The 13018-nt window shown below is 71.5% G+C and carries 11 protein-coding genes; 7 read left to right on the top strand and 4 right to left on the bottom strand.

Annotated elements, in window-relative coordinates:
- The first annotated feature begins 37 nt into the window (after positions 1-37).
- Positions 38-907, top strand: coding sequence for a TrmH family RNA methyltransferase (locus GVV75_RS01635; RefSeq protein ID WP_159625471.1), 870 nt, complete (start codon positions 38-40; stop codon positions 905-907).
- 171 nt (positions 908-1078) lie between these two features.
- On the opposite strand, the gene GVV75_RS01640 is transcribed toward GVV75_RS01635, so the two are convergent.
- A complete protein-coding gene (locus GVV75_RS01640; protein WP_159813222.1) occupies positions 1079-3181 on the bottom strand; it encodes a glucose PTS transporter subunit IIA in 2103 nt (700 codons plus the stop codon).
- Positions 3182-3449: 268 nt separating this feature from the next.
- On the opposite strand from GVV75_RS01640, the gene GVV75_RS01645 reads away from it, so the two are divergent.
- The 3 genes from GVV75_RS01645 to GVV75_RS01655 all read left to right on the top strand — a co-directional run bounded on the left by GVV75_RS01645 (position 3450) and on the right by GVV75_RS01655 (position 6794).
- Positions 3450-5108 (top strand): ABC-F family ATP-binding cassette domain-containing protein, encoded by a 1659-nt coding sequence (locus GVV75_RS01645; RefSeq protein ID WP_175994026.1) that lies wholly within the window; start codon positions 3450-3452, stop codon positions 5106-5108.
- Positions 5109-5305: 197 nt separating this feature from the next.
- Positions 5306-5701: a HesB/IscA family protein gene (locus tag GVV75_RS01650; RefSeq protein WP_159523500.1), complete on the top strand. Its 396-nt coding sequence runs from the start codon at positions 5306-5308 to the stop codon at positions 5699-5701.
- A gap of 70 nt (positions 5702-5771) precedes the next feature.
- Positions 5772-6794 (top strand): FKBP-type peptidyl-prolyl cis-trans isomerase, encoded by a 1023-nt coding sequence (locus GVV75_RS01655; protein ID WP_235925140.1) that lies wholly within the window; start codon positions 5772-5774, stop codon positions 6792-6794.
- A gap of 168 nt (positions 6795-6962) precedes the next feature.
- On the opposite strand, the gene GVV75_RS01660 is transcribed toward GVV75_RS01655, so the two are convergent.
- The gene (locus GVV75_RS01660) at positions 6963-7589 is read right to left on the bottom strand and encodes a superoxide dismutase (protein WP_159716695.1); all 627 of its coding nucleotides are present in this window, start codon (positions 7587-7589) and stop codon (positions 6963-6965) included.
- Between the two features lie 184 nt (positions 7590-7773).
- Between GVV75_RS01660 and GVV75_RS01665 the strand changes: the two genes are divergently transcribed.
- Complete coding sequence (locus GVV75_RS01665) at positions 7774-8226, top strand: hypothetical protein (RefSeq protein ID WP_159523494.1); 453 nt, start codon at positions 7774-7776, stop codon at positions 8224-8226.
- A 148-nt stretch (positions 8227-8374) separates the two neighbouring features.
- Here GVV75_RS01665 and GVV75_RS01670 read toward each other — a convergent pair whose 3' ends face one another.
- On the bottom strand, positions 8375-10114 hold the full coding sequence (locus GVV75_RS01670; RefSeq protein ID WP_159813224.1) for a DEDD exonuclease domain-containing protein: 1740 nt from the start codon (positions 10112-10114) through the stop codon (positions 8375-8377).
- Between the two features lie 122 nt (positions 10115-10236).
- Between GVV75_RS01670 and GVV75_RS01675 the strand changes: the two genes are divergently transcribed.
- The gene (locus tag GVV75_RS01675; protein WP_442858378.1) at positions 10237-11085 is read left to right on the top strand and encodes a lysophospholipid acyltransferase family protein; all 849 of its coding nucleotides are present in this window, start codon (positions 10237-10239) and stop codon (positions 11083-11085) included.
- A gap of 28 nt (positions 11086-11113) precedes the next feature.
- On the opposite strand, the gene GVV75_RS01680 is transcribed toward GVV75_RS01675, so the two are convergent.
- Positions 11114-11362, bottom strand: coding sequence for a hypothetical protein (locus GVV75_RS01680; protein ID WP_159625463.1), 249 nt, complete (start codon positions 11360-11362; stop codon positions 11114-11116).
- 203 nt (positions 11363-11565) lie between these two features.
- Between GVV75_RS01680 and GVV75_RS01685 the strand changes: the two genes are divergently transcribed.
- The gene (locus GVV75_RS01685) at positions 11566-12795 is read left to right on the top strand and encodes a pyrophosphate--fructose-6-phosphate 1-phosphotransferase (protein ID WP_159523488.1); all 1230 of its coding nucleotides are present in this window, start codon (positions 11566-11568) and stop codon (positions 12793-12795) included.
- The last annotated feature ends 223 nt before the right edge of the window (positions 12796-13018 follow it).

Consider the following 13018-nt stretch of genomic DNA (forward strand, 5'->3'; position numbering starts at 1 on the left):
TCGCCCCCTGCCGCCCCCTCCGCCAGGGGGCCCTACGATGATCGTCCCCGTCGAGCACGGCGATGACGACCGCCTCGCCGACTACACGCGCCTGACCGACGTCGCCTTGCGCCGCCGCCTTGAGACCGAGCGCGGGCTGTACATGGCCGAATCCACCAAGGTGATCGCCAGGGCCGTGGAGGCCGGGCACGCCCCCCGCTCCTTCCTCACGGCGCCCCGCCACCTGGACGAGATGGCGCCGCTCATCGCAGCGGCCGCCGGCTGCCAGGGCGATCCCGAGGGCGGGCCCGTGCCCGTCTACGTCGCCGAGGAGGCCGTGCTGGAGTCCATCACCGGATTCCACCTCCACCGGGGGGCGCTGGCCGCCATGAACCGCCCTGCTCTCACCCCGGTCCCCCGGTTGCTCGCAGCGGCCCGCGGGGGAGCGGGCGCCCGCCGGGTGGCGGTCCTCGAGGACCTCGTCGACCACACGAACGTGGGCGCGGCCTTCCGCTCCGCGGCCGCCCTGGGGATGGACGCCGTGCTCGTCACGCCGCGCTGCGCCGACCCGCTCTACCGGCGCGCCGTGCGCGTCTCCATGGGCACCGTCTTCCAGGTGCCGTGGACGCGCATCGATCCCTGGCCGGCCCTCGCCGACCTCCACGCGGCGGGCTTCACCGTGGCGGCCATGGCCCTGTCCGAGGACTCGATGAGCCTCGATGCCTTCGCCGCCTCGCCCGCCTGCGCCTCCCCGGGATCCCGAGTCGCCCTCGTCCTGGGCACCGAGGGCGATGGGCTGCGGCGGCGCACCGTGAGCGCCTGCGACGCCGTCGTGCGCATCCCCATGGCCGCAGGAGTGGATTCCCTCAACGTGGCCGCCGCGGCCGCCGTCGCCTTCTGGGCGCTGCGAGTCCCGGGGGAGGGCTGAGGGTCCGGCCCCCGCTCCCCGGGCTCCCGCCCGCTCCTCCCAACCTCCCGCCCGCTCCTCTCAACGCGGTGGCACGGCTGAGGGCCGGCGCCCCACGGGGGAGCGCCGGCCCTCAGAGCCGAACCACCCGGCCGATCCCCGCCAGAGGATCGGGCGAGGATCAGTCCAGGATCAATCCTGGGCGGTGATGCGCAGGAGCGCGGCGCCCCGCTCGATGCCGCCGGAGGCCACCAGCTCGACGGAGGCGAACTTCGCGGTGTTGGTGACGAGCACCGGGGTGGTCAGCGAGTAGCCGGCCTCCTCGACGACGGCGCGGTCGACGCGCACGAGCTCCTGGCCGGCCGTGACCCGGTCGCCCTGCTTGACCTTGACGTCGAAGCCCTTGCCCTCCAGGTTGACGGTGTCGATGCCCACGTGGATGAGCAACTCGACGCCGTTGTCCAGGTTGATGCCGTAAGCGTGGCCTGAGGCGGGGGCGACGACGACCGTCCCAGCCGCGGGGGCCGTCACGACGATCTCGCCCGAGGGCGTCACGCCCGCGCCGTCACCGACTGCCCCGGTGGAGAACACGGGGTCCGGCACATCGGCCAGGGCCACGACATCACCGACGAGCGGAGAGGCGATCTCGGTGACCGCGCCGGGCTTGAGCGCCTCGGCGACGCCAGCGGCTCCGGCGGCGCCAGCGGCTCCGGCCTCAAGCGCCAGATCCGCGGCGGTGTCCTCAGCGGGGGCCTCGACGGCGCCGCCGGCGGCAGCGGCCATGGCGGCGGCGCGCTCCTCCTTCGTGCGGTAGTCGGTGATGATGATGAGCACCATGGCGGTCAGGAAGGCCGCCGTGATGCCCACGACGTAGAGGAACATCGGGGAGAAGACCGGGATGGTCAGCAGCGAGGTGAACACGAAGGTCGAGGCCTTCAGGCCACCGCCGATGCCGACGATGAGGCCGCCCACGGCGCAGCCGATGAGCATGCGCGGGTAGACCCGCTTGAAGCGCAGGTGGATGCCGTAGAGGGAGGGCTCGGAGATACCACCGAGGAGGCCCGCGGCGAGGGCTCCCGAGGCGGTCTGGCGCATGACGCGGTCCTTGTCGCGGATGGCCAGGACGAGCACGCCGGCGGTGGCGCCGAAGCAGGCGAAGTTCCAGGTGCCCATGGGGCCCTGGATGAAGTCGTAGCCCAGGGTGTCGATGTTGATCAGCATGAGCGCGTTGAGCGGCCAGTGCAGGCCCAGCGGCACCAGGAAGGGGTAGAGCAGCGGGATGACAATCGCGAAGACGATCGGCGCGCTGTTGTTGAGCCACGCCAGGCCGGCGCCGATGGCGCTACCGGCCCACACGCCGATGGGGCCCAGGAGGAAGGCGGTGACCGGCATCATGACGACGAAGGAGAGGAAGGGGACGAAGACCATCTGGAGGTTGACCGGGATGATCCTCTGCAGGCCCTTGTACAGCGGCGCGAGGACCGCGACCATGATGAGCGGGACGAACACCTGGCCGCCGTAGTCATTGAGCTGCATGGGCAGGCCGAAGATGTGCGCGACGCAGGACTCGGTGCCTAGCGTGTGGTTCGTCGTGCAGGTGACCTGGTCGGAGAACTTCAGGGCCTGGGTGAACATGCCCGATCCCGAGGCGGTCTCGGTGTACGCCTTGGAGCTCAGGCTCATGAAGTTCGGAGTCATCAGCGCGGCCATGACGGCCGTGCCGACCCAGGGGTCGATGTTGAGCTTCTTGGCGGCGTTGTAGGCCACCATGATCGGCAGGAAGTAGAACACTGAGCGCCACATGGAGTCCACGAAGACCCAGGTGGCGCCCTTGGCCGCGTCGTCTCGGAAGTCGACGATGCCCAGCGCGTCGAGCATCGCCTCGAAGGCGATGATGAGCGAGGCGCCGAGCAGCACGGGCAGCAGCGGGCGGAAGGAGTCGGAGAGGTACTCGAAGAAGGCGTCGATGATCGCGTTCTTCCCGCGTGCCTTGGAGCGGGCGGCCGCCTTGACGTCGGCGTCGGACATGGCCCCGGCGCTCTTCATCGCGGGCAGGTTCATGATTTCGGTGTACACGCCCTGGACGGCGCCGCCGATGACGATCTGGTAGCGGTCACCGGACTGGGGAACCGCGCCGAGGACTCCGGGGATGGCCTCGACGGTGGCCTTGTCAATGACCGAGGCGTCGTGGAGTTCGAACCGGAGGCGGGTGGCGCAGTGCGTGAGGTGGACGATGTTGTCCGCCCCACCGACCGCGTCGAGGATCGCCTCGGGCGTGCTCGTGGTGGTGGTCATGGCGTGGGAATGCCTTTCTGACGTGTGGCCCGACGGCGGGCAGTACCGTCGGCATAGCGATTCTCCGGGCCCTGGGATCGGCCGTGCGGGCGGATGGGCGCGGGGATGCCGCTTTGCTGAGATGTTACAGCCCTGTGAGGACTGCCTCAATCCTGCGGGGGCTCGGCGCCGGACCGGGGACGTTCCGCGCCGTGCCGGAGCGGCGGCCCGGCCCCCGCCCGCGCGGCTCCGGCGGGAGCGCTCCGGCGCGCCCCGTAGCATGTCCGCCGTGATCAACGTCCAGGACCTCACCCTGCGCATCGGCGCCCGTCGGCTCGTGGCCGGCGCCGGTTTCCGCGTCGACAAGGGCATGCGCATCGGTCTTGTCGGCCGCAACGGCGCCGGGAAGACCACGATGACCAAGCTCCTGGCCGCCGCCTCGGTGGCCCAGGGCACCAGTCAGGCCGTGGCCGACGGCGACGAGCGTCACGGCCTGGACGCCGTCGAGCACGAGGGGACGATCTCCTGCAACGGGACAGTCGGCTACCTGCCTCAGGACACGAAGGTCGGGGACCTGGGCGAGATCGCCCGCGACCGCATCCTGTCGGCCCGCGGCATCGACTCCCTCCTGGCCCGCATCCGCAAGGCGGAGGAGCGCATCTCCACCACCGAGGGCGACGCCATGGCCAAGGCCCTGGACCGCTACACCCGCCTCGACCACGAGTTCACCATGGCCGGAGGCTACGCCGCGGCCTCCGAGGCTGCCCGCATCGCCGCGGCGCTGTCCCTGCCCGACCGCGTCCTCGACCAGCCCATCGGCACGCTCTCCGGTGGCCAGCGGCGCCGTGTCGAGCTCGCCCGCGTCCTGTTCGCCCACCCCGACACGCTGCTCCTCGACGAGCCCACGAACCACCTGGACCACGACTCCATCGTCTGGCTGCGCGACCACCTGCGCGCCTACTCCGGCGGCTTCATCGTCATCAGCCACGACGTCGAGCTCCTGCGCGACACCGTCAACCAGGTCATGCACCTGGACGCCAACCGCGGGGCCCTCGACGTCTACCACCTCGGCTGGGACGCCTACCTCAAGCAACGGGCCGACGACGAGCACCGGCGCCGTCGCGAGCGGGCCAACGCGGAGAAGAAGGCCGCCACCCTGCGCGCCCAGGGCGAGAAGATGCGCGCCAAGGCCACCAAGGCCGTCGCCGCCCAGCAGATGCTCAAGCGCGCCGAGAGGCTCATGGCCGGCCTGGAGGCCGAGCAGCAGGCGGACAAGGTCGCCCACCTGCGCTTCCCGGACCCAGCCCCCTGCGGCAAGACGCCGCTCAAGGCCGCCGGGCTGTCCAAGGCCTACGGCTCCCTGGAGGTCTTCGCCGGGGTGGACCTGGCGATCGACCGGGGCTCTCGCGTGGTGGTCCTCGGCCTCAACGGCGCCGGCAAGACGACGCTCCTGCGCCTCCTGGCCGGCGTCGAGACCCCGGACTCCGGCGAGGTTCTGCCCGGGCACGGGCTCAAGATCGGCTACTACGCCCAGGAGCACGAGACCATCGACAACGATCGCACCGTGGTGGAGAACCTGCGCTCAGCTGCCCCGGAGATGGACGACACTCAGGTGCGCGGCGTGCTCGGCTCCTTCCTGTTCTCGGGGGCGGACGCCGACAAGCCCGCCCGGGTCCTGTCCGGCGGGGAGAAGACGCGCCTAGCCCTGGCGATCCTCGTGGTCTCCAGCGCCAACGTCCTGCTGCTCGATGAGCCCACGAACAACCTCGACCCGGCCAGCCGCGAGGAGATCCTGCGGGCGCTGTCCACCTTCACCGGCGCCGTCGTGCTCGTCACCCACGACGAGGGCGCGGTGACCGCCCTCAATCCCGACCGGGTGCTGCTGCTGCCCGACGGCGATGAGGACCTGTGGGGGGACGACTACCTCGAGCTCGTGGCCATGGCGTGATCGGGGCCCGGCCTGAGCCCGACTGGGGCCCGGTCCCCTCTGGCCGACCCTGACTGGGTGCTGGGCGCGGCCGGCCTGCGACCCGGTGGGCGACGGTGAGTGCCGTCACTCGGTGATCCGAGGGGCGCGGACGTAGGGTAGTTGTGAATGACCACGTCGATCGACGTGGACGATTCACGAAAAGTACGGAGACAGTCATGACTCAGACTCTTGAGACCGTGAGCAACGGGACCGCCGAGGCGCCCGAGCACGAGGTCCTCCTCACCGAGGCCGCCGCCGCCAAGGTCGCCTCCCTCCTGGAGCAGGAGGGCCGGGATGACCTGCGCCTGCGCGTGGCCGTGCAGCCCGGCGGCTGCTCCGGCCTCGTCTACCAGCTCTACTTCGACGAGCGCGTTCTCGACGGCGACGCCGTGCGCGCCTTCCCGACCGGTGGCGGCGCCATGGAGAGCGTCGAGGTGGTCGTGGACCGCATGAGCGTGCCCTACCTGTCCGGCGCGACCATCGACTTCGCGGACACGATCGAGAAGCAGGGCTTCACCATCGAGAACCCGAACGCGGCCGGCACCTGCGCCTGCGGCGAGTCCTTCCACTGATTCCCACTGAGCGGGTCCCTCCGCCGCCATGAGCGGCTGGAGGACCGCTCACCGACACGAGAGGCAAGTAGTGCCTTCCTTCCTCCCCCTTCCCACCGTCGGCCGCGCTAAGCGCCGCGGCCCGGCCCTCGGCGCGCTCGTTCTGAGCGCGGCCCTGGCGTTGGGCGCCTGCGGTGACGTCTCAGAGCGGGCCTCCGACGCGACTCCCGCCACCCCGGCAGCGACCGCCTCGCCCGTGAAGCCGTTGACCGGCGTCGACTGCTCCACGCTGACCATCGACTCCGATTCCCCCGCGCTGCCGGCCGTCAGCGGTGATCCTGGCGCCCAGCCGACCCTCACCTGGAGCGGCCAGGCCGCGCCGGCGAACCTGACCGTCAAGACCCTCAACGAGGGGACGGGAGACGCGGTCGCGAGCACCGACGTCGTCACCGCCTCCTATGTCGGTTGGGAGTGGGGCGGCAACACCGCGTTCGACTCCTCCTATAAGCGCGGGGCCCCGACGCCCTTCAGCCTCCAGCAGGTAGTCCCGGGGTGGACCTGCGGGTTGGCCGGCCACAGGGTCGGCGAGCGCGTGCTCATGTCGATCCCGCCGGAGCTCGGCTACGGCCAGGGCATCGCCAAGCCCGGCTCCGGGAAGCCCGAGGGCCCGCTGGTGTTCGTCGTCGAGATCGTCTCGAAGACCTCCCCCCAGGACGTCGACTCCGCCGTCTCGACGGCCACCCCGGAGGGCGAGGACAAGGCGGCCGCTCGCGGGATCACGGTGACCGGGGCACCCGGCACCGAGTCGACGATCAGCGTGGCCTCCGGAGCCACGGAGCCCACCGAGCCCGAGGTCATCGTGCTGGCCCGCGGCACGGGTCAGCCCCTGACCGCCAACTCCACCGTCGCGGCGAACGTCGCCTACTCCACATGGGACGGCTCCCGGACCGGCTCCACCTGGAAGGACGGCGGCCTCCAGACCGTGAACACGGCCCAGATCAAGGGCCTGGAGGGGGTGCCCGCCGGGTCGCGCGTCATCGTGCTGACCCCGCCCGCCCGGGGCGGTTCGGCACCGTCGCTCGCCTACGTGATGGACCTGGGCAAGGCCCTCTGACCCGTGTGACCGCCCCTCAGGGGCGCGAGGGGAGGCAGTGGCATCCTGCCGCTCATCCCGCGCGCTCCTCAGGTGACGATGAGAGGGCCCCGCGACCGAATGATCGGTCGCGGGGCCCTCTCATCCTGCGGCCGGGGCCGGAGGCGAGACCCGCTCGGGGCTCAGGAGTCAGGAGGCGTTGATGATCTCAGAGCGCTTGGAGGTGGCCAGGGCCAGGCTCTCGGAGACGTTCTGCCAGTTGGCGATGTTCCAGATCGCCTTGACGTAGTCCGCCTTGACGTTGAGGTAGTCGAGGTAGAAGGCGTGCTCCCACATGTCCACGAGGAAGAGGGGGAGGGTGCCCGCGGGGAGGTTCGACTGGTGGTCGAAGAGCTGGAAGATGACCAGCTTGCCGGACAGCACGTCGAAGGCGAGCATCGCCCAGCCCGATCCCTGGATGCCCAGGGCGGCGGCCGCGAACTGGGCCTGGAACTGCTTGAAGGAGCCGAAGGAGTCCTTGATGGCCTCGGCCAACTCGCCCTCGGGCTCGCCGCCGGCGTTCGGGGCGAGGTTCTTCCAGAAGATCGTGTGGTTGGTGTGGCCGGCCAGGTTGAAGGCGAGGTTCTTCTCCCACAGGTTGATGGCGGCGAAGTCGTTCGCCTCCCGGGCGGCGGCCAGGGCGTCGAGCGCGGCGTTCGCGCCCGCGACATAGGCGGCGTGGTGCTTGTCGTGGTGGAGCTCCATGATGCGCCCGGAGATGTGGGGCTCGAGGGCGGCGTAGTCGTAGGGGAGTTCGGGAAGGGTGTAGACGGCCATGCGGCGTGCCTTTCAAGTCGGTGGGCGAATCCAGTCCGGCGACGAGGCGCTGGGACTGAGGTCCTGGAAGTGCTCCCATCGTAGGTCGCCGAGTCAGGAGCGGGTAGCCGAGCGCGCCCTGCCCGCCTGTGATTACACTGACCGCTGAACGCCTTGCCGCCCAGACCGTCCTTTGGAGGACCTCATGACCACCAATGACTCCCCTGGCGCCGCCGATCGCCTCGAACTTCTCATCTTCTCCGACGATGCCAATGTCCGCCGCGAGGTCATCGAGGGCATCGGACGGCGTCCCGCGAAGGGAATGCCGTTTGTGACCTGGTTCGAGGCGGCCACCGCCGAGGGCGTGCGCCTGGCGATGAAGGACCGCGCCGAGGCCGGCCAGAAGCCCTTCGACGCGCTCGTGCTCGATGCCGAAGTCAAGAAGTACGGCGGCATGGGCCTGGCCCACGAGCTCTTCACCGAGATGGACCGCCGACCCCCGGTGCTGCTCCTGACCGCCCGCCCCCAGGATGACTGGCTGGCCGCCTGGTCCAAGGTCGAGGCCGTCGTTCCCCGGCCCCTGGAGCCCCTGGCCCTCCAGGAGGGCATCGTCGCGGCGCTCCGCGCCCGCCGGGGCAGCGTCGTCGCCGCGGGCTGACCGCAGGACTGAGGGCGGGCTGCACCGGGACGGGCTCAGGCCCGGTCGATCCTCCGCGCCACCGGGCGCTGAGGCGCCCTGGGGCGCTCCCGTCGGGCCTGATGAGGGCGCTGCGGGGCCGAACCCGCCCCTGGCGATACCTCTCGGCTCAACCCGCGTCGATGACCCGTTGGTGGCGGGCCGCGGCGCCGATGGGCCAGGCCAGGACCGAGGGATCGCCGTCGACCTCGACGAGGCGGGCGCCGTCGTCGAGGACCCAGGAGGCCAGCAGCAGCGTCTCCTCCACGCTGGCCGCCTGTCCCACACGCTCGGGGCGGTCGACGACCTGGGCCGTGGCGCGCAGGGCGTCGACGTAGGGGCGCGGGTCTGCGCCGGGCGGGCTGACGAGCGAGCCTGCCAACTTCCCCCAGCGCACGGCCACGAGTTCCCAGCCCCCCGCCTCGCGGCGCCTGGCCGCGATGAGGTGCGGGCAGGCGAGCAGGGGCCTGGCGGTCTCCGCGCGGCGCGCGCCCAGCAGGAGTGAGCGCAGGCGGGAGGTCCACGTGCCCGCCTCCTCGTAGCGCTCGCGCTCGGCCAGGGCGGCCACGCGCTCAAGGATGGGCGCGGCCACGAGGTCGATGCGTCCGGCCAGGGCCTGGCGCGCGGTTCTGGCGTCGGCGGGGAAGTCATGGACCGAGGCCTGGTGCAGGTCTGTGCCGTCCCAGGCGCTCAACCGCAGGACCGACTCGGCGGCCCGCTGCGCCTCCAATCCGCTGGCGCGGGACGGGAAGGGGCCCACGGCCTCGGGGGCATCGTCGGTGGGGAGCGCCGTGGTCAGCGCCAGGCGTGGGCCGAGGCCGCCGCGCCCCCGGGCCACGCGCAGCCAGGGCTGGCGCTGGGGCGCGCGGGAGCGGCGGTTGAGGGGCGGGTCGAGCTCGGCGATGAGGCGCAGCTCGCGAACGCGGGCCTCGATCTCGGTGGGGGTCTCGATGTGGCGCACGCTCACGGCGGTGTCGAGCATGCGCGCGATGCGACCGCGCTTCTCCGCGGCGGTGAAGTAGGAGCGCACGCGCCGGCGCAGGTCGGAGGCGCTGCCAATGTAGAGCGCCTGCCCGGCGGGGGAGCGGAACTGGTAGACGCCGGGCGCGTGGGGGAGCGGGTCGGCCAGGTGGGCCTTGGCGCGGCGCTTGGCGGGAACGGGGTCCGCGGCGGTGGACAGGTCCTCCACGTGGGTGATGCCCAGCGGCGCGAGGGCCTCGAGGGTGGCGTGGAGGACGTCAACGGTGGCGCGGGCGTCGTCGAGGGCGCGGTGCGTGGGACGGGTGGGGGAGCCGACGAAGGAGGCGAGGGTGCCGAGCCTGTGGTTGGGGACGTCGGCCCGCGACCAGGCCCGGCGCGCCAGGGCGAGGGTGTCGACGACGCGGGGCTCGTCCCAGGGCAGGCCCAGAGCGCGGGCGGCCCCCCGCAGGTGGCCGACGTCGAATCGGGCGTTGTGTGCCACGAGGATCGGGCCGGCGGCCGCGCCGTCGGCCGGGGAGGATCTGCGGGACCAGGTCAGGAAGGCGGCGAGCGCCTCCACAAGGGGCGGCGCGGTGGCGACCATGGCGTTGGTGATCCCGGTGAGCAGCGTGATCTGGGCGGGGATGGGCGCGCCGGGGTTCGCCAGGGTGGAGAACTCGTCGTCGACGATGCCGCCGCGCACGCGGACGGCCCCGATCTCGGTGATGGCGTGGGCCCCTGGGCCCGCGCCGGTGGTCTCCAGGTCGACGACGACGAAGGTCGCCTCGCGCAGGGGCGTGCCCATGTCCTCGAAGGAGCCCTGAGTCCCGGTGGCTCCCCATGGGCGGCAGGCCGCGGCGGCGGGGCGAGGATCGTGGGCGCCGTCGGTCGAACGTGTGGGTGGGGGCACGGTGCGAGGCTAGACTTCGTGATGCGATCGCTCCAAGGGCGCCCCGCCGGGCCCGTGGGGCGGATGCGAGCGCCACCAGTAGGAGTCAATAGCGCAGGAGGCCCCCCGTGGGATACCGAGGCATGAAGGCCGCCGCCGGCCCCGCCCTGGAGATGCTCTACCAGCCCTGGATCCGGGGCGAGGAGCGCATTCCCACCGAGGGCGCGGCGATCCTCGCTTCGAACCACCTGGCGGTTATCGACTCGTTCTTCCTGCCGCTGCTCATTGACCGCGAGGTGGCGTTCATCGGCAAGTCCGACTACTTCACCGGCAAGGGCGTCAAGGGCTGGGCGGTCAAGCGCTTCATGACCGCCGTGGGCACGATCCCGGTGGACCGCTCGGGCGGCAAGGCCTCGCAGGCGGCCCTCCAGGCGGGGATCGACCGGTTGCGGGCGGGTGAGCTGTTCGGCATCTACCCGGAGGGCACGCGCAGCCCCGATGGCCGCATGTACCGGGGCAAGACGGGCGTGGCGCGCATCGCCCTGGCCACGGGCGCGCCGATCATCCCGGTGGCGATGATCGGCTCGAACATCGCCCAACCGATCGGCCAGGTCATCCCATCGACGCGCCACCGCGTGGGCATCGTGGTGGGTGAGCCGCTGGACTTCTCCCGCTACCGGGGCTTGGAGAACGACCGCTTCGTGCTGCGCTCCATCACCGACGAGGTCATGTACGCGCTCATGTCCCTGTCAGGGCAGGAGTACGTGGACGTCTACGCGGCGGACGTAAAGAAGCTGATGGACGCCGAGAGGATCACGGCCCTGGAGGCCACAGACCGCCTGCTGGCGCAGCAGGCCGGCTCCCGCCCCGCCGCCGCCCCCGTGGCGGCCCCCGGCGGCCGCCCCGCCCCTGAGGTGAGCGTCCCCGAGCCTCCCGCCGATGAGGCCGATGATGGCGATGAGGTGGATGAGGAGTCCACCCCGGAGTCCTGAGACCGCTCACGGCGAAGGCCGATCAGTCTCAGGCGGCCGGCACCAGGGACGCCCCCCAGGCCGCCAGGACGGCGAGGGCCCTGGTCTCATCGACTGCGGCGGGCTCGCTGGCGCCGGTGGCCGCCGCGCCGCGGGCCGATGACGGCGCTTGACCGGACGAGCAGGCGGCGAGGAGCGCGGCCACTGGAAGGGCCGCCACCCCCGTCAGCGCCGTGCGTCGGCTCAGCGAGGGCGGGGCAGGGGGGAAGATCGCGATCTGAGGGCGACGGACGCGCATGGGACCTACTTTCATAAATGGCGACTATGGCAGTGGAGGATGCCATAACCGAACTCTATTCGGTTTGCTGCGGCTAGAGCCGACGGTTTCGCTCTGGGGGAGACTGAGACCGGGGAGGCGGCGGCCAGCGGCGCCAGCGCCCTCCGGGCACGCACGGCTAGGATTGAGGCTGTCACTTCTCAACCTTCACCGAAAGGCCCACGATGACGATCCGTCGCGTCGCCCTGCTCACCGCGGGCGGCTTCGCCCCCTGCCTGTCCGCCGCCGTCGGCGACCTCATCGAGCGCTACACCGAGGTCGCTCCCGACGTCGAGATCATCGCCTACCAGTACGGCTACCACGGCCTGCTCACCGGCAACTACATCGTCGTCGACGCCGAGGGCCGCAAGAACGCCGGCCTCCTGCGCGAGTTCGGCGGCTCCCCGATCGGCAACTCCCGCGTCAAGCTCACCAACGCCAAGAATCTCGTCGAGCGCGGCCTGGTGGCCGAGGGCGTGAACCCCCTGGAGTTCGCGGCCGAGCAGCTGCGCAAGGACGGCGTCGACGTCCTGCACACCATCGGCGGTGACGACACCAACACCACCGCCGCGGACCTGGCCGCCTACCTCCACGACAACGGCTACGAGCTCACCGTCGTCGGCCTGCCCAAGACCATCGACAACGATGTCGTGCCGGTCCGCCAGTCCCTCGGCGCCTGGACCGCCGCTGAGGAGGGCGCCGGATTCGCCTTCAACGTCATCGGCGAGCACCGCTCCAACCCGCGCATGCTCATCATCCACGAGTGCATGGGTCGCAACTGCGGCTACCTCACCGCGGAGACCGCCCGCCGCTACCACGAGCTGCTCGACACTAAGCAGTGGGCCCCCTCGCTGGGCCTGACCAAGGAGCGCTGGGACGTGCACGCCGTCTTCCTGCCCGAGGTCAAGCTCGACATCGCCGCTGAGGCCGAGCGTCTCAAGGCGATCATGGACAAGCAGGGCAACGTCAACGTCTTCCTGTCCGAGGGCGCCGGCGTGCCCGAGATCATCGCGGAGATGGAGGCCAAGGGCGAGGAGGTCCAGCGCGACCCCTTCGGCCACGTCAAGCTCGACACCATCAACCCCGGCCAGTGGTTCGCCAAGCGGTTCGCCGAGCGGATCGGCGCTGAGAAGGTCATGGTCCAGAAGTCCGGCTACTACTCGCGCGCCGCCGCCGCCAACGCAGAGGACCTCGCCCTCATCAAGCAGATGTGCGACCTCGCGGTCGACTGCGCCCTGCGCGGGGAGTCGGGCGTCATCGGCCAGGACGAGGAGAACGGTGACGCCCTGGGCGCCATCCCGTTCCCGCGCATCGCCGGCGGAAAGCCCTTCGACATCACCCAGCCCTGGTTCACCGAGCTCATGAGCGAGCTCGGCCAGGCCGTCGTCCCGGCCGGCACGGCCTCGGAGCACTGAGGCGGGGATATCCCGGCCAGGCCGACCCGGCAGACCCGGTCGACCCGGCCAGAACCGCCACTGGGGGCGGGCGGCGCCCGGCGCGGGGCGCCGCCCGCCCCCAGGCGCGTCCTTAGAGCCTATGGGCGTGCCATCTCAGGCGAGGGGAGTGGGAATCGCACGCTCGCAACGGGAGCGCTCCGACTTCTCGTTGGAATGGCGTGAGCGCTGAACGCGCCCGGAG

Source organism: Actinomyces sp. zg328, from assembly GCF_009829635.1.
GTDB lineage: Bacteria > Actinomycetota > Actinomycetes > Actinomycetales > Actinomycetaceae > Actinomyces > Actinomyces marmotae.

What these genes read in the sequence shown, in the direction of transcription:
- GVV75_RS01635 (WP_159625471.1), top strand. Translation starts at nt 38, where the DNA reads ATGATCGTCCCCGTCGAGCACGGCGATGACGACCGCCTCGCCGACTAC.
- GVV75_RS01640 (WP_159813222.1), bottom strand. Translation starts at nt 3,181, where the DNA reads ATGACCACCACCACGAGCACGCCCGAGGCGATCCTCGACGCGGTCGGT.
- GVV75_RS01650 (WP_159523500.1), top strand. Translation starts at nt 5,306, where the DNA reads ATGACTCAGACTCTTGAGACCGTGAGCAACGGGACCGCCGAGGCGCCC.
- GVV75_RS01660 (WP_159716695.1), bottom strand. Translation starts at nt 7,589, where the DNA reads ATGGCCGTCTACACCCTTCCCGAACTCCCCTACGACTACGCCGCCCTC.
- GVV75_RS01665 (WP_159523494.1), top strand. Translation starts at nt 7,774, where the DNA reads ATGACCACCAATGACTCCCCTGGCGCCGCCGATCGCCTCGAACTTCTC.
- GVV75_RS01675 (WP_442858378.1), top strand. Translation starts at nt 10,237, where the DNA reads ATGAAGGCCGCCGCCGGCCCCGCCCTGGAGATGCTCTACCAGCCCTGG.
- GVV75_RS01680 (WP_159625463.1), bottom strand. Translation starts at nt 11,362, where the DNA reads ATGCGCGTCCGTCGCCCTCAGATCGCGATCTTCCCCCCTGCCCCGCCC.
- GVV75_RS01685 (WP_159523488.1), top strand. Translation starts at nt 11,566, where the DNA reads ATGACGATCCGTCGCGTCGCCCTGCTCACCGCGGGCGGCTTCGCCCCC.